The sequence below is a fragment of the Devosia sp. Root413D1 genome (genome assembly GCF_001425235.1).
In the GTDB taxonomy this organism is placed as follows: Bacteria; Pseudomonadota; Alphaproteobacteria; order Rhizobiales; family Devosiaceae; genus Devosia_A.
The window spans coordinates 428,932-444,574 of record NZ_LMEA01000001.1 but is presented as its reverse complement, the minus strand read 5'-3'; the positions used below and the strand labels follow the sequence as shown (position 1 = coordinate 444,574).

The following is a 15,643-nucleotide window of genomic DNA, read 5'->3' as shown; positions in this document are numbered from 1 at the left end:
GCCTCAGGCCGCGAGATCCGCGACCACCGCATCGAGCACTGGCCAGCCCTTGTCGGTGACCCGGATAAAACCGTTGGGCAGGGTCTCGACGAAGCCGATCGAGCGCAGCTCGTTGATCTGGCGTTCGGAAATGGCGCGACCGGAGATCTTGTGGAAGCGGCGCGGGTCGATGCCTTCGCGCAGCCGCAGCCCCATGACCAGCAGTTCGTCGCCTTCTTCTTCCCAGGTCAGGATGTCGTCGGTGACCATGCCGTGGCCGCGCGCCTGCACGCGCTTCTGCCAGTCGAACGGCATCTTCTCGGTCGCCGTGGCGTGGCGCTGGTTGTTGATCAGCAGCCGCCCATGCGCACCGGGGCCGACGCCGACATATTCGCCGTAGCGCCAGTAGATCAGGTTGTGGCGGCTCTCCTGGCCAGGGCGGGCGTGGTTGGAGATTTCATAGGCCGGCAGACCCGCCTGCTGGGTCAGCTCCTGCGTCATCTCGTAGAAGTCGGCGCTCAGGTCCTCATCCGGCATCTTCAGCTTGCCGGCGCGGAACAGGTCGTAGTAGCGCGTGCCCATCTCGATGGTGAGCTGGTAGAGCGAGACGTGCCCGGCTTCGGCCAGCCACAGCGCCTCGGTCAGCTCGTCCTGCCATTCGTCCAGCGTCTGGCGCGGGCGGGAATAGATCAGATCAAAGCTCGAGCGCGGGAAGATCGACTGCGCCAGGCGCACCGCGGCGATGGCTTCATCGACCGAGTGCCGGCGGCCGAGTTCGGCCAGCGGGCCCTCGCGCAGCGACTGCACGCCGAGCGAGACGCGGTTGACGCCGGCTGACCGGTAGCCGCGGAAGCGCTCGGCCTCGACCGAGGTCGGATTGGCCTCGAGGGTGATTTCCGCCCGCGGATCTATCACCCAGTGCCGGGCGATGGCATCGATGATGCCCTCGACCGAGCGCGGATCCATCAGTGAGGGCGTGCCGCCGCCGAAAAAGATCGACTGCACGGTGCGGCCCGGCGTCTGCTTGGCGAAGTGCGCCAGCTCGGCAGCGTAGGATTCGACATAGGTCTGCTCATCGAACTCGCCACGGTGCACATGCGAGTTGAAATCGCAGTAGGGGCACTTGGCGGCGCAGAACGGCCAATGGACATAGACCCCGAACAGGCCGTTGGAGCGCGGATCGACGGAGTTGTGGCCGAACGTTTCAGTGCTCAACGCCACCTCCCAGTGCATCGTCGACGAAGCTGGCGAAGGCGCGGGCCCGATGCGACAGACCGACCTTGCCCGGGGCCCAGGAGTGCTTGGCCTCGGACGGCATCTCGCCGAAGGTGATGTCGTAGCCGTCGGGCATGAACACCGGATCGAAGCCAAAGCCCTTGTCGCCGCGCGGCGGCCAGACCAGCGTGCCCTCGGCCTTGCCGACGTAGATCACCTCACGCCCATCGGGGTGGGCGAGGCAGAGCGTAGCGTTGAAAGCGCCGCGGCGCTCACCTGGCGTGGTGGCGCCGACGGCCTGCAGCGCATCTTCGACGCGGCGCATGCCGACCATGTAGTCGCGCCCGCCATGCGCCGAGGAGCCGGCCCAGTTGGCGGTGTAGACGCCGGGCTGGCCGCCAATGGCATCGACCGACAGGCCGGAATCGTCGGCCAGCGCGATAGTGTTGGCAGCGGCCGCGGCGGCATGCGCCTTGATCCGGGCGTTCTCGATGAAGGTGGTGCCGGTCTCTTCCGGCTCGGGCAGGCCGAGCTCACCGGCCGAAACCAGGTCGAGCCCGAACGGCGCCAGGAGTTCCTTGAACTCGGCGAGCTTGCCCGCATTGTGGGTCGCCAGCACCAGCCGGTCGCCGCGCCGCAATGTGAGCTTGTCTGCCATTATGCGGTCTTTCCTTGTGGCATGACCTTTGTCCGAAAACCGTTGCCGCTTTTCGGGGTCATGCCAATGCCGCCTGCTGCATGGTGGTGAGCTCGCCGATCCCCTGCTCGGCCAGCCGCATCAGGCTGTCGAGCTCATCGCGGCTGAACGGTACCTGTTCGGCGGTGCCCTGGATTTCGACGAACTTGCCGGTGCCGGTCATGACGAAATTGGCATCGGTGTGCGCCTCGACATCCTCGAGATAATCGAGATCGAGCACCGGGGTGCCGCGGTAGATGCCGCAGGAAATGGCAGCGACCGAGTCGCGCAGCACCGGGCCCTTGGTGAGGCCACGGGCTTCGAGCCACTTGATGGCATCGGCCAGCGCCACATAGGCGCCGGTGATCGAGGCGGTGCGGGTGCCGCCATCGGCCTCCAGCACGTCGCAATCGAGAGTGATCTGGTTCTCGCCCAGCGCCTGCATGTCGACCACAGCGCGGAGCGAGCGGCCGATCAGGCGCTGGATTTCCTGGGTGCGGCCGGATTGCTTGCCCTGCGCGGCTTCGCGCTTGGTGCGCGAGCCGGTGGCGCGCGGCAGCATGCCGTACTCGGCGGTGACCCAGCCCATGCCGGAGCTGCGGCGCCAGGAGGGGAGCGTGGTTTCGACCGAAGCGGTGACGAACACCTTGGTCGAACCGAAGCTGACGAGGCAGCTGCCTTCGGCCTTGGGAGCGACATTGCGTTCGAGCGTTACGGCCCGCATCTGGTCTGGCTGGCGTCCGGAGGGCCGCATATGGTCAAATCACTCGTTCTTGGAAAAAGCTGTTAACCGCCTCTTAACCCTGACCGCCCCCTCGAACAAGCAGCGCTAGCTTGGCGGCACAAGCCTTTCCGCCTAAATGGTGAACATGGCCGATCGCACAAAAGCCCCCGAAGACGTGCTCGCGGTGCTCAACGCCCGCAGCCAGGACATCTTTCGCAAGCTGGTGGAGCGCTATCTCGACACCGGCACGCCGGTGGCGTCGCGCGACCTGGCGCGCATGCTGAGCGTGGGCTTAAGCCCCGCGTCGGTGCGTAATGTGATGGCCGATCTCGAGGATCTGGGGCTGATCGCCTCGCCTCATACCTCGGCCGGCCGGCTGCCGACGCAGCAGGGGCTGCGCTTCTTCGTCGACGCCATGCTGGAAGTGGGCGCGGTGAATGAGGACGAAAAGGCGGCAATCGCCAAGCAGATCCAGGGGCCGGCGGTGCACGGCCAGATCGAGGACCTGCTGACCGAGGCGAGCCAGCTGCTCAGCGGGCTCAGCCATGGCGCAGGGGTGGTGATCGCGCAGAAATCCGACCTGGTGCTGAAGCATATCGAGTTCATCCGGCTCGATGCCGAGCGCGCCATGGTGGTGCTGGTGGGCGAGGATGGCTCGGTCGAGAACCGCGTGCTGCCGCTGCCGCCGGGACTGACGGCGAGCGCCTTGACGCAGGCCTCGAACTACCTGGCGCATTTTGCGGTGGGGAAGACCTTGAACGAGACGCGGAAGGCCCTGCAGACGCAGCGCGAAGCCACCGTGCATGAGCTCGACGAACTGACGCACAAGCTGGTGGATGCGGGGCTCGCGACGCTTTCCGGCTCAGGCAGCGCCTCGCCGCCGACGGTGATCGTGCGCGGCCGGGCCAACCTCATCAACGACACCATGGCGTCGGAAGAGCTGAGCCGGGTGCGGCAACTGTTTGACGAGCTCGAGAGCCGCGACGGGCTGATCGAGCTGCTCGGCGATACCGAGACGGCGCAAGGGGTGAAGATCTTCATCGGCTCGGAGAACAAGCTGTTCTCGCTCTCGGGTTCGTCGGTGATCCTCTCGCCTTACAAGGACGCCAACCAGAAGGTGGTGGGGGTGCTCGGCGTCATCGGGCCGACCCGGCTCAACTACGCCCGCATCGTGCCGGTGGTCGATTACACCGCCAATGTTGTTTCGGCGATGATGGCCAGAAAGAGCTGAGCGCAGGGGCTGAGGCCGGACACGGAACCTTTCCTAGGCTTGAATCTTATCGCTCATTGGCCGATATGCGGGGCAAACGCGATCAGCGACAAAATCCAAGGTCCCAATGAACGACGATACGAACAAGCCCGAGGACGACAAGGCCGCTCCCACCGCGACCGAGAACCAGGCCACCAAGCCAGACGAGAAGACTGCCGACGCGGCAACGACGCCCGATCCGATCGAGGCCCTCAAGGCCGAGAACCAGGACATGCGCGACAAGTTGCTGCGCACCATCGCCGAGATGGAAAACCTGCGCAAACGCACCGAGCGCGAGATCTCCGACACCCGGTCCTATGCCATCGCCGGCTTTGCCCGCGACATGCTGACCGCTACCGATTCGCTTTCCCGCGCCTTGATGGTGCTGCCAGCCGAGGCGCGCGACAGCTCCGATGCGACCACCCGGTCGCTGATCGAGGGCATCGAGATGACCGAGCGCGAGATGCAGCGGCTGCTCGCCAAGCACGGCGTCAAGCCAATCGAGGCGGAAGGCCAGAAGTTCGACCCGCACAAGCACCAGGCGATGTTCGAGGTCCCTGACCCGTCGCGCCCGGAAGGCACCGTGGTGCAGGTGGTGCAGGCCGGCTTCGCCATCGGCGACCGCGTGCTGCGTCCGGCCATGGTCGGTGTGGCCAAGGGCGGCGGCGCCAATGGCGCCCCGGCCGAGGGCACGATCGACAAGAGCGTCTGATTTCACCTTGCCGGTGATGTCGAAAAGGGCGCTCCGGCGCCCTTTTTCTTTGCCCACGACTTCTGCCCCCCGACTTCTTGCCCGATGACCTTCTTGCCCGACGACGGAGGACCGCGATGGACAGCCTCTACGACGATGCCGAGCTCTACGACCTCGTGGCGCCACCGGACGCTGCGATGGAGCGCTTCTACGTCGAGGCGGCGGGTGGGCCGGGACGGCGTGTGCTGGAGCTCGCCTGCGGCTCTGGCCGCTTCACCGCGCCGCTGGCGGCGAGCGGGGCGCTGGTGATCGGCGGCGATCTCGCCGAACCCATGCTGGCACGAGCGCGGGCCGCCGTGGCGGAACGCGGCGCGTCGGCCGATCTCGTGCAACTCGACATGCGGGACTTCGTGCTCGGCCGGCACTTTGACGCCATCGTCATCGCCGCCAACTCACTGATGCATTTGCACAGCCGCGCCGACTTCGCGCGCGCCTGCTCGACCATCCGCCAGCACCTGGCGCCCGGCGGCCGGCTGCTGTTCGACGTGTTTGTGCCGAGTGCGCGGCTGCTCAGCCTGCCGGCCGGCCAGCGCGAGCTGCTCGGGGTGTTCCAGCATCCGCAGCTGGGCGAGGTCAGCATCGAGGAAACCATCAGCTACGATCCAATCACCCAGGTGAGCCGGGCCGACTGGTACTGGTCCACCGCCGAGCGACGGGATTTTCGCCACACCCCGCTGGAGCTGCGGCAGATCTTTCCGCAGGAACTGCCACTGCTGCTGGAAGCAGGTGGATTGCGGCTGGTGGAGCGGTTCGGCGATTTCGACCGTACCCCGCTGACGGCGGCGAGCCATCGGCAGGTTTGTATCTGTTCGGCAATGGTGTGAACGCTGGCGGCGCCCCATCACCCGGCGCTGCGCGCCGACCTCTCCCCCCAAGGGGTGATCCAGAGCTAGTTCGCCGCCGAAACCACCAGGTCAGGGCAGGTCGTGACGTCGTATTTGGCGCCGGGCTTGCCCATCTCATCGACGACGCGGCTGTCATAGGCGTCGCGCAGCGCGGTGATCGCCACGTCGTCGTTGCCTTCGGCTTCCAGCATCATGTCGGCGCGGGCGGCTAGGTCGTCGGACCAGGCGCCGTACTCGTCGCCTTCGGCGTCGTTGCCCGAATCATAGGCGTCGGTGGAGAGCCAGTAGAAGGCGCTGCCGCACCAGAGCAGCCGGTCGGCGGCGGCCGAGGGCTCGCCCGCCGCGGCCGGCACGGCCAGCAGCCCGATCAGCAATCCCCCAAGCGCAGCCCGCAGCATGTTGTCCTCAGGCCAATCTCTTCCTCAGGCGATATCGCCGGCGACGATCCGCTTGACCCCGGCGGCGTTCATATCGGCCCAGGCCTGGGCCAGCGACCCCGAGGTATCGATGGCGCGGCAGGCGTCCTCGATCACGTAGGTCTCAAAGCCCGCATTGGCCGAATCGACTGCCGTCCAGTTGACGCAGAAATCGGTGGCGAGGCCAGCGATGAACAACCGCTTGAATTTTCGCTCGCGCAAGTAGCCTTCGAGCCCGGTCTTGGTCCTGCGGTCGGCCTCCTGGAAGCCGGAATAGGAATCGACCACTTCGTGGTAGCCCTTGCGGATCACCAGCTGGGTGTGCGGCAGCTCGATATCGGTCGAGAATTCCGCGCCATGCGTATCCCAGACGCAGTGGTCGGGCCACAGCACCTGCGGGCCATAGGGCAATTCCATGATCTCGAACGGGGTGGCGCCGGCATGACTCGAGGCGAACGAGATGTGGCCGCGCGGATGCCAGTCCTGGGTCATGGCGACGTTTTCGAAACGCCGGCCGAGCCGGTTGATCGGGATGATGATCTCGTCGCCGCCGGCAACGGCAAGCTTGCCGCCGGGGAGAAAATCATATTGCAGGTCGACCACGAGGAAGAGGTCGTCGGAACGGGGCGTGAGGGCCATGCGGGTCTTATCTATCTCATTGGCCGATGAGGGCCGAACAATCCTGAAATGAATAGGCGGCGCCATCGCTGGCCCTGCCAGTGCCGTTGACGACGCGACCGATGGAGTCTTCGAGGTCGCCCCGGTAGTCGGCCAGCGCGTCGTCGGTGTAGCCGGCCTCGAGGTAGATCGGGATAGCGCGCTGCAGCAGCAAGGCCCCGCCATCGGCATAGACCTTGGCGGAGGCGAGCTTTTCCGGCGTGGCATCAGCCGGCGCGTCGCGGGTCATCAGTTCGAAGGCGGTGCCGCACCACATGTCCATCTGCGCCTCGGCCGGCACTTCCTGCGCCAGCGCGGCGACGGGGAGCAGCGGGACCGCGAGCAGCGGGGCGATGACAAGGAACCTCAGCACAGTCGTGTTCCCTTGGGCGGTAACGAGAGTTGGGCGGCAACGAGAGGCGGCAACGAGCGCTTCTTAGACCATAACCGGGGCTGCAACGACAAGCCGCGTCGGCGCTCCCGCCGCACCCGGCGGCGGCTGGTGAGATTTCTCTAACCATGGCGATAGCCAGCCTTTGAGACATAATAGACTAAATTGCTAAATGAGGCTCAGGCGCCGCTTCCCGTGCGCCTGGGTTTCGGTGATCGCGGGGTCGAACCGGAAGTTCCCCCGAGCATGCCGGCCCCGCATTTTCTGGGGGTTCTATTGAAATTGTCGATCCTGGGTGGCGCTGCTGCCCTGCTGCTGGTGCTGCCGGGCGCCGCACTGGCCGAAGACCTGACCTTCACCTTGACCAACAATTCGTCCTATGCGGTCAAGAGCCTGTTCACCTCGCCGGCCGATGTCGAAACCTGGGAGGAGGACGTGTTCGCCGACAAGTACCTGCCGGCCGGCAACTTCGTCGATGTCACCATCGGCGATGGCCGCGAGCAATGCGTCTACGACATGAAGTTCATGCTGGAGGACGATTCCGAGTTCATCGAACCGGCGGTCGACCTCTGCGAGCTGGGTGAATACACCCTCAGCGACGCGACCTGACGGCATTCGGCCGGGCGCAGTGGTGCTGCGCCCGCCACCAGACGTTTCTGTAGATCCGGGACGACAAAGCGAACTGGCGAGGGTGAGTTCCCGCCAAAAGCCGGGACTTTGTGCCCGGACTACGCTTGCACCCCCAAAAGCCCCCTCCTATATAGCGCTCAAGGCCCGGTGACGGGTCAATTTCAACACGGGAACCCGGACACCCGCGAGGGATCAGGAACTGCCGGATGGGGTTTCATCCGGGTTCGCCAGGAAAGAGGCAGTAGGTAATGGGTAAAGTCATCGGAATCGACCTCGGTACGACCAACAGCTGCGTCGCCGTCATGGACGGTGCGACGCCGAAGGTCATCGAGAACGCGGAAGGCGCGCGCACCACGCCGTCCATGGTCGCATTCACCAAGGACGGCGAGCGCCTCGTCGGCCAGCCGGCCAAGCGCCAGGCGGTCACCAACCCGGAAGGCACGCTGTTCGCGGTCAAGCGTCTGATCGGTCGGCGCTACAACGACCCGATGGTCGAAAAGGACAAGGGCCTGGTGCCCTTCAAGATCGTCAACGCCGACAATGGCGATGCCTGGGTCGAGGTCGAGAGCAAGAAGTACTCTCCCTCGGAAGTCTCGGCGATGATCCTGACCAAGATGAAGGAAACCGCCGAATCGTATCTCGGCGAGAACGTCACGCAGGCGGTGATCACCGTTCCGGCGTATTTCAACGATTCGCAGCGGCAGGCCACCAAGGACGCCGGCAAGATCGCCGGGCTGGAAGTGCTCCGCATCATCAACGAGCCGACCGCGGCAGCGCTCGCCTACGGGCTCGACAAGAAGAACACCGGCACCATCGCGGTCTATGACCTGGGCGGCGGTACCTTCGATATTTCCGTGCTCGAGATCGGCGACGGCGTGTTCGAGGTGAAGTCGACCAATGGCGACACCTTCCTCGGCGGCGAAGATTTCGACATGCGCCTGGTCGACTACCTGGCGGCCGAGTTCAAGAAGGACCAGGGCATTGACCTCAGGAGCGACAAGCTGGCGCTGCAGCGCCTGAAGGAAGCGGCTGAGAAGGCCAAGATCGAGCTCTCGAGCTCGACCCAGACCGAAATCAACCTGCCGTTCATCACCGCCGACGCTTCCGGCCCGAAGCACCTGACGCTGAAGCTCACCCGTTCCAAGCTCGAGAGCCTGGTCGAGGACCTGATCCAGAAGACGGTTGATCCGTGCCGGCAGGCGCTCAAGGATGCGGGCGTTTCGGCCGCGCAGATCGACGAAGTCGTGCTGGTCGGCGGCATGAGCCGCATGCCCAAGGTGCAGGAAGTCGTCAAGCAGCTGTTCGGCAAGGAGCCGCACAAGGGCGTCAACCCGGATGAAGTGGTTGCCATGGGCGCCGCCATCCAGGCCGGCGTGCTGCAGGGCGACGTCAAGGACGTGCTGCTGCTCGACGTGACCCCGCTGTCGCTCGGCATCGAAACGCTGGGTGGCGTGTTCACCCGCCTGATCGACCGCAACACCACGATCCCGACCAAGAAGAGCCAGACCTTCTCGACCGCCGAGGACAACCAGAACGCGGTGACCATCCGCGTGTTCCAGGGCGAACGCGAGATGGCCGCCAACAACAAGCTGCTCGGCAATTTCGACCTCGCCGGCATTCCTCCGGCGCCGCGCGGCGTGCCGCAGATCGAAGTCACCTTCGACATCGACGCCAACGGCATCGTCAACGTATCGGCCAAGGACAAGGGCACCGGCAAGGAGCAGCAGATCCGCATCCAGGCCTCGGGTGGTCTTTCGGACGCCGACATCGAGCGCATGGTCAAGGAAGCCGAGCAGAACGCCGACGCCGACAAGAAGAAGCGTGAAGCGGTCGAAGCCAAGAACCAGGGCGAGTCGCTGATCCACTCGACCGAGAAGTCGCTGAAGGACTATGGCGACAAGGTCACCGCCGAGGAGAAGGCCGCCATCGAGACGGCGATCGCCGAGCTCAAGGGCGTGCTGGAAGGCGACGATGCCGAGGCGATCAAGGAGAAATCCGCGACGCTGGCCGAAGCTTCGATGAAGCTGGGCGAGGCGATGTACAAGCAGAGCCAGGCGGAAGCCGAGGCCAAGGCGGAAGGCGGCGAACAGCCGGCCGATGATGATGTGGTCGACGCCGAGTTCGAAGAGGTCAAGGATGACAAGCGGTCGGCCTAACGCCGACAAGACGTCGCCCTGATTGCTTCGCGCAACAGAATTGGAAAGGCCCGGCAAATGCCGGGCCTTTTTGTTTGCCGATGTGCTAGAGTGACGGATGTTCCCAGATCTCAGCAAATTCTCCGAACCGGAAAAACTCCGGAAACTCCTGTTCAACGCCCGCCGGCTCGGGCATCACGACTATGCGTTTCAGATCCAGATGCGGATCGCCGAACTCGCCGGTTTGCCCTTCAGCGACGCGCTGGAGCGCGAGTTCTGGACGGCGGTCAGTTACGCCGAAGAGGTCAAGACCGAGGCGACCGGCAAGACCACCCGGCTGTCCGGTACCCGCACCAAGCACAAGAAGTACGGCACGATCCGCTGCCTCGGCGACTGGGCGATGGATCCCAACCCCAGCGAAGGCCTCGGCAGCCTGGTGGAGCACAAGCGGGCCGAGCTCAGCGGCGAAGCGATCGTGTTGCGCCACGCCGACAAATTCCCGGCGGAGGCCGTGGCCAGCGCCGCGGCGAAGCTGGCGGCGCTCGGGGTCAGCCGCGAGCAGGTCGTATAAGCCACGGCCACCGCTGCCGTTTCACGTGAATCACCCGAGAAATCAAAGGGCTCCGGAATTGTTCCGGAGCCCGGTGTTTTTCCGCATTGCTGCCGCACCCCCGCCCAAATGTCTTCACATCCGCCAATGATGTTGGATGGGTTGAAGTGGGCGTCTCTGACCTGGTCGCGCTTTCGAGGTGGAAAAGTCTCACAACTTTTCCTGAAAGCGCTCCAACCGTCAGCAGCGGGACGCCTTGAGGGAGCAGCCGAAACCCAGGGCCGGGGAACGGATGCTGAGGGCGGACTTCGAAAGGACTATTGATGTCATCGGTTGAGGTGCGGAGGTTCGCCGAAAACGGCGATCTCCATGCAGCAGATTCCGCGCCTGTCGAGCGGCTCGACGCCGACATGCGCCACGTCCTCAACGTGCTGCAATCGATGGGCGGCAAGCGCATCGACGCGTGCCGTTCGCCCGAGGCGCGGGCGCTGCCCACGCTCGACATGGCGTTGCGCCGGATCCTGCGCGATCAGGTCGACGACATGGGCGTGGGCATGGAGATGCGACTGATCCAGGGGCCGACGGACGAGATCCGCGCCCGCATCTACATCCCGCAGAACGACATCGTCACCGGCCTGAGGCCGATGGTCCTGTTCCTGCATGGCGGCGGGTTCGTGCTCGGCGACGTCGATAACTACGACGCAACGCCGCGCGCGCTGGCGGCCCGCACCGGCGCGGTGGTGGTTTCGGCGCACTACCGGCAGGCGCCGGAGCACCGCTTCCCGGCGGCGCACGAAGATGCCTATGCGGCGTGGATCTGGCTGCTCGAGCATGCCGAATCACTGGGTGGCGATGCGAAGCGCGCCGCCATTGTCGGCGAAGGCTCGGGTGGCAACCTCGCCGTCAACGTGGCGCTGCGGGCGCGGGCCGAAGACAAGCCGCTGCCGATCCACCTGGGCCTCGTGACCCCGATGGCGGCCATGCTGTTCGACCTGCCCTCGCACCTCCAAAACGCCGATACCTTCCCCTATTCGACCGCGACGCTCGAATGGGCGGCGCGCAAACTGTTCCGCAAGAAGGACGATGCGCACGATGCGCGGATGAACATTGCCGGCCGGGTCGACCTTGCCGGGCTGCCGCCGGCGACCATCATTCTCGCCGATGCCGACCCGCTGCGCTCGGAAGGCGAAGCCTTGGCCGATGCGCTGCGGCGTTCCGGCGTCTGGGTCGACATGACGACCTACGAGGGCGTCACGCACGGTTTCTTCGGGCTCTACCGCATCGTCAACAAGGCGATGTTCGCGCAGGGCCAGCTCGGCCGGAACCTCGCAGCGGCCTTCGGCGCCTAGCTATTCTCGTTACAGCTCGCCCTCGCGAGGTCGGCGCCCGGCGACTGGTGGAAAAGTCACACCGGGCACGTACGTCGGCCCGCAACCCTCGATAGTGTTGCCGTCGGGCACCAGAGTACTTATCTAGGCCGGATGCCTGATGCGGGGCGCAGGCAACCAAGGACAAGGCCGATTGGCGAAACGCGATTTTTATGAAGTGCTGGGGGTGCCCAAGGGCGCCGACGAAGCGGTGCTGAAAGGCGCCTACCGCAAGCTTGCGATGCAGTTCCACCCGGACCGCAACCCGGGCAATGCCGAGGCCGAACACAAGTTCAAGGAGATCAGCGAGGCCTACGACACGCTGAAGGACCCGCAGAAGCGCGCCGCCTATGACCGCTTCGGCCATGCCGCGTTCGAGAATGGCGGGCGTGGGCCGGCTGGGTTCGGCCCCGAGTTCACCTCGTCGATGTCCGATATCTTCGAGGACATTTTCGGCGACTTCATGGGCGGCCGCGGCCGCGGCGGCCAATCCCGCCTGCGCGGCTCGGACCTGCGCTACAATCTCGAAATCAGCCTCGAAGAGGCGTTTGCCGGCCGCACCGTCGATATCGACGTGCCGACGCTCGCCACCTGCGACACTTGCGAAGGCTCGGGCGCCAAGCCGGGCACCGGCATGTCGACCTGCCGCCACTGCAATGGCCAGGGCAAGGTGCGTGCGGCGCAGGGCTTTTTCACCATCGAGCGGACCTGCCCGATCTGCAACGGCCGCGGCCAGATCCTCGAGCAGCCCTGCACCGATTGCGGTGGCCAGGGCCGCCGGCAGCAGAACCGGACGCTCAGCGTCGACATCCCCAAGGGGATCGAGGACGGCACCCGCATCCGGCTCGCCAATGAGGGTGAAGCGGGCCTCCGCGGTGGACCGCCGGGCGACCTCTACATCTTCATTTCGATCAAGCCGCACGATCTGTTCCAGCGCGACGGCGCCGACCTTTACGCCCGCGTGCCGATCGCCATGACCACCGCGGCGCTCGGCGGCGAGTTCGAGGTGCCGACGCTCGATGCGGCGCGAGCCCGGGTGAAGGTTTCGTCCGGTACCCAGCCCGGCCAGCGCGTCCGGCTCAAGGGCAAGGGCATGCCGGTGCTCCGCTCCAAGGACTTTGGCGATCTCTACGTGCAGCTCGACGTCGAGACGCCGCAGAGCCTCAGTAAGCGCCAGCGTGAGCTGCTCGAGGAGTTCGAACGCGAATCAACGCGGGAAAATTCTCCCACCTCCGAAGGTTTCTTCGCCAAGCTGAAGAGCCTGTTTGAGAACTAGGCGGCGAGGCGCCGCGGCCATGCCGTCGTGCGCGCCTCACCTCAGGGTGTCTTTCGACTGCAAATGGAATGCGCTAGCTCTAGCGCATGACCATCGACACCCCTCCCCCCAAGACTGCCATCACCATCTGTGGCTCGCTGCGCAAGGACTCGATCAACGAGCCGTTGCGCCGGCACATGTCGGCTAAGCTGCGAGAAGCTGGCGTTGTTGTCACCGATCTCGACCTGCGCGAGTTCGAGATGCCGATCTTCAACCAGGACATCGAGGATGCCGGCGAGACGCCCGAGGCAGCCAAGCGCCTGGCGGAGATGTTCCGTAGCCGCGACATCGTGCTGATCATCAGCCCGGAATACAACGGTGGCATCACGCCGCTGATCGCCAACATGATCTCCTGGGTCAGCCGCGAGAAGCCCAACCCGTTCAAGCACGCGGTGTTCGGCATCGGTGGGATGAGCGACGGCAAATATGCCACCATCTTCGCGCTGTCGCATCTACGCGACTCGCTCAGCAAGATCGGCGCCCTGGTGGTGCCGACGCTGCTCGGGCTCGGCCCCTACCCCGATGTGCTGGACGAGGACGGCGCGCCGAACGAGGGCAACATCAAGTGGAAGGTCGGCCAGATGGTGCGCGAACTGACCCACTTCTCGCGCGGCGGTATCTGAGGTGTACGCGCTCTACGTCACCCACCCCGAAGTGGTGATCGACCCCAACGTCGCAACGCCACGCTGGGGGCTGTCCAGCCTTGGCAGGTCACGAGCAGAACGTTTTGCGAACCACCCACTGGTCGAGAACCTGACCCGCCTCGTTTCGAGCACGGAAACCAAGGCTCTCGAGCTGGCGGCGATTCTCGCGACAGTCTGCGGCGCGCCTGTGGACAGCGGGGATAAGTTCGACGAGAACGACCGTCGCAGTACCGGCTTTGTTCCTTCGGCACGCTTCGAGGCGCTGGCGGACGCGTTGTTCGCCCACCCCGATGAGTCGGCCGAGGGCTGGGAGACGGCCCGCGACGCGCAGCGCCGGGTGGTCGCCGGCTTCGACGAGGTGCTGGCCGGCCACGATGCGACCAAGCCGATCGGCTTTGCCGGGCACGGCGCGGTGGGGACGCTGCTGAAGTGTCAGCTGGGCGGGCTGACGATCGCCCGTTCCGAGGACCAGCGCCGCATCGGCAACCCGGGCGGCGGCAATGTCTTCGTGGTACGGCTCAGCGACCGGAAGCTGTTGACCGACTGGATTGCGATGGAGGATCTGCCGGCGAGGATTGACGGGCTTTAGCTCCCCTAATGGGGGCAAGGGCGCCGGCCGTCCCACACCGCCCCCTCGCCCCTCTGGGGAGAGGGTTGAGTGAGGGGCGCCAAGCGCTCAGATGTCCGGAACAGCACCCCGCGCGAAGCAGTTGGTTCCGGTGTGCTTGGCTGCCCCTCACCCTGGCCCTCTCCCCAAAGGGGCGAGGGGACGCACTTTGCACCGGCAGTGTCACGCCCCATCCTTCCGACCCGGCGCCCACTCGCCCAACCCGAACAGTTCCACCGCGTCCTCGAGCGCCAGCTTCAGCCGATCGAGCCGCGCCACCTCGTGGTCGATCTCGCGCAACCGGGTCGGGCCGGCGAGCGGCGCCTTGGCCAGGAGCTCGATCCCCGCCTCGGTCAGCCCGACCAGCCGGGCGCGGCGATCGCGCGGGTCGGTCTTCACCGTCACCAGATCCATGCGGCGCAGTTCGTCGATCGATTGGCCGAGCGTTGCCGGGTGCATAACCAGCGCCTTGCGCAAGGCAGCGAGCGGCAGCTGCGGGCGTTCGGCGCAGATGCGCAACACGGCAAGCTGCAGCCCGGTAATGCCGAAGCGCTTCTTCAGGTCGGCGTGGAAGGCCTCGGTGGCACGCTCGAGCCGCACCCAGGCGACAATGGCGGAAAGCGCCTGCTGCTGCATGATTGATCTATGATTCCATCGTGTTGCGCGGACGCTATGGCGCCATAGCATCGCGCGCAAGCGGGCATTTCTGCTTGCCCGATTCGTTCCGCTATGGCACTGACCGGAAAATCCGGAGACATCTGATGGCAGGCACCCTGATCGTCGCACTCGATCTCGATACGCGAGACGAGGCGGAACGCTTGATCGCGCAACTGGGCGATGCGGTCGACTTCTACAAGATCGGCTACCAGCTGTTTTATGGTGGCGACGGCCTCAACCTCGGCAAGGCGCTGCTCAACGCCGGCAAGCGGGTGTTCTTCGATCTCAAAATGCTCGATATCGACAACACCGTCGAAAAGGGCGTCGCCGCGATCGCCAGGACCGGCGCCACCATGGTCACGGTGCACGCCTACCCCAAGACGATGCGCGCCGCGGCAAAAGCCGCCGCGGGCTCCGGGCTTACCGTGCTCGGCGTCACCGTGCTGACCTCGATGGACGATGCCGACTTAACGGATGCCGGCTATGCCCGGGATGCGGCCGGGCTGGTGGCGCTGCGTGCGGAACAGGCGAAAGACGCAGGGATCGGTGGCATCGTCTGCTCGCCCAATGAGGCGCAGATGGTGCGCGCCATCGTGGGGCCCAAGCTCGCCATCGTGACCCCGGGGATCCGCCCGGCTGGCAGCGCACATGGCGACCAGAAGCGGGTGACGGGCCCGGCCGAGGCGCTGGCCGCCGGCGCCAGCCATCTGGTGGTCGGGCGGCCGATCACTGCGGCAGCAGATCCGGCAAGCGCGGCGCAGGCGATCCTCGCCGAGATGGCCGGCGGCACCCGGCTGGCATGACCGCGCCGGCTGGGCTATAGGCGTCGCACGGG

Annotated in this window: 18 protein-coding genes; 11 read left to right on the top strand and 7 right to left on the bottom strand. The window is 65.6% G+C overall.

From position 1 onward, the window contains the following. Positions 1-3 precede the first annotated feature (3 nt). From hemW to rph, 3 genes are read right to left on the bottom strand one after another with little or no spacing between them, the layout of a single operon-like run. On the bottom strand, positions 4-1,194 hold the full coding sequence (gene hemW / locus ASC89_RS02250) for a radical SAM family heme chaperone HemW (RefSeq protein WP_244488377.1): 1,191 nt from the start codon (positions 1,192-1,194) through the stop codon (positions 4-6). Continuing rightward, on the bottom strand, positions 1,184-1,852 hold the full coding sequence (locus tag ASC89_RS02245; RefSeq protein ID WP_055994222.1) for a non-canonical purine NTP pyrophosphatase: 669 nt from the start codon (positions 1,850-1,852) through the stop codon (positions 1,184-1,186). The genes hemW and ASC89_RS02245 overlap by 11 nt, the downstream gene beginning before the upstream one ends. A gap of 58 nt (positions 1,853-1,910) precedes the next feature. Further along, positions 1,911-2,624, bottom strand: a complete 714-nt coding sequence (rph, locus tag ASC89_RS02240; RefSeq protein WP_055874434.1) for a ribonuclease PH — start codon at positions 2,622-2,624, stop codon at positions 1,911-1,913. A 115-nt stretch (positions 2,625-2,739) separates the two neighbouring features. Between rph and hrcA the strand changes: the two genes are divergently transcribed. The 3 genes from hrcA (at position 2,740) to ASC89_RS02225 (ending at position 5,418) form a co-directional block, all read left to right on the top strand. Continuing rightward, positions 2,740-3,825: a heat-inducible transcriptional repressor HrcA gene (gene hrcA / locus ASC89_RS02235; RefSeq protein WP_055875946.1), complete on the top strand. Its 1,086-nt coding sequence runs from the start codon at positions 2,740-2,742 to the stop codon at positions 3,823-3,825. Between the two features lie 106 nt (positions 3,826-3,931). Then, a complete protein-coding gene (grpE, locus tag ASC89_RS02230; RefSeq protein ID WP_055994220.1) occupies positions 3,932-4,555 on the top strand; it encodes a nucleotide exchange factor GrpE in 624 nt (207 codons plus the stop codon). A gap of 116 nt (positions 4,556-4,671) precedes the next feature. Continuing rightward, the gene (locus ASC89_RS02225; RefSeq protein WP_055994218.1) at positions 4,672-5,418 is read left to right on the top strand and encodes a class I SAM-dependent methyltransferase; all 747 of its coding nucleotides are present in this window, start codon (positions 4,672-4,674) and stop codon (positions 5,416-5,418) included. A 65-nt stretch (positions 5,419-5,483) separates the two neighbouring features. Here ASC89_RS02225 and ASC89_RS02220 read toward each other — a convergent pair whose 3' ends face one another. The 3 genes from ASC89_RS02220 to ASC89_RS02210 are packed head-to-tail and all read right to left on the bottom strand — an operon-like array spanning position 5,484 to position 6,885. Continuing rightward, a complete protein-coding gene (locus tag ASC89_RS02220) occupies positions 5,484-5,837 on the bottom strand; it encodes a hypothetical protein (protein ID WP_156384469.1) in 354 nt (117 codons plus the stop codon). Between the two features lie 24 nt (positions 5,838-5,861). Next, a complete protein-coding gene (gene pncA, locus ASC89_RS02215) occupies positions 5,862-6,494 on the bottom strand; it encodes a bifunctional nicotinamidase/pyrazinamidase (protein WP_055874445.1) in 633 nt (210 codons plus the stop codon). 16 nt (positions 6,495-6,510) lie between these two features. After that, positions 6,511-6,885, bottom strand: coding sequence for a hypothetical protein (locus ASC89_RS02210; protein ID WP_055874448.1), 375 nt, complete (start codon positions 6,883-6,885; stop codon positions 6,511-6,513). 294 nt (positions 6,886-7,179) lie between these two features. Here ASC89_RS02210 and ASC89_RS02205 point away from each other — a divergent pair, with 294 nt between their 5' ends. From ASC89_RS02205 to ASC89_RS02175, 7 genes are all read left to right on the top strand, one after another. Continuing rightward, positions 7,180-7,512, top strand: a complete 333-nt coding sequence (locus tag ASC89_RS02205) for a hypothetical protein (protein WP_055994214.1) — start codon at positions 7,180-7,182, stop codon at positions 7,510-7,512. 269 nt (positions 7,513-7,781) lie between these two features. After that, a complete protein-coding gene (gene dnaK / locus ASC89_RS02200; RefSeq protein ID WP_055874453.1) occupies positions 7,782-9,689 on the top strand; it encodes a molecular chaperone DnaK in 1,908 nt (635 codons plus the stop codon). A gap of 97 nt (positions 9,690-9,786) precedes the next feature. Then, positions 9,787-10,239, top strand: a complete 453-nt coding sequence (locus ASC89_RS02195; RefSeq protein ID WP_055874456.1) for a hypothetical protein — start codon at positions 9,787-9,789, stop codon at positions 10,237-10,239. A 302-nt stretch (positions 10,240-10,541) separates the two neighbouring features. Further along, positions 10,542-11,567, top strand: a complete 1,026-nt coding sequence (locus ASC89_RS02190) for an alpha/beta hydrolase (RefSeq protein ID WP_055994212.1) — start codon at positions 10,542-10,544, stop codon at positions 11,565-11,567. A 172-nt stretch (positions 11,568-11,739) separates the two neighbouring features. Next, entirely contained in the window at positions 11,740-12,861 is a 1,122-nt protein-coding gene (gene dnaJ / locus ASC89_RS02185; protein WP_055874461.1) for a molecular chaperone DnaJ, read from the top strand. An 86-nt stretch (positions 12,862-12,947) separates the two neighbouring features. Beyond that, on the top strand, positions 12,948-13,523 hold the full coding sequence (locus ASC89_RS02180; RefSeq protein ID WP_055994210.1) for an NADPH-dependent FMN reductase: 576 nt from the start codon (positions 12,948-12,950) through the stop codon (positions 13,521-13,523). Position 13,524: 1 nt separating this feature from the next. Continuing rightward, positions 13,525-14,133, top strand: coding sequence for a histidine phosphatase family protein (locus ASC89_RS02175; RefSeq protein ID WP_055994208.1), 609 nt, complete (start codon positions 13,525-13,527; stop codon positions 14,131-14,133). A gap of 201 nt (positions 14,134-14,334) precedes the next feature. On the opposite strand, the gene ASC89_RS02170 is transcribed toward ASC89_RS02175, so the two are convergent. Beyond that, positions 14,335-14,787 carry a MarR family transcriptional regulator gene (locus ASC89_RS02170; RefSeq protein ID WP_055994205.1) on the bottom strand — a complete coding sequence of 151 codons (453 nt, stop codon included), beginning with the start codon at positions 14,785-14,787 and terminating at the stop codon, positions 14,335-14,337. Positions 14,788-14,912: 125 nt separating this feature from the next. Here ASC89_RS02170 and pyrF point away from each other — a divergent pair, with 125 nt between their 5' ends. Next, positions 14,913-15,611 (top strand): orotidine-5'-phosphate decarboxylase, encoded by a 699-nt coding sequence (gene pyrF / locus ASC89_RS02165; RefSeq protein WP_055994932.1) that lies wholly within the window; start codon positions 14,913-14,915, stop codon positions 15,609-15,611. Positions 15,612-15,643: the final 32 nt, after the last annotated feature.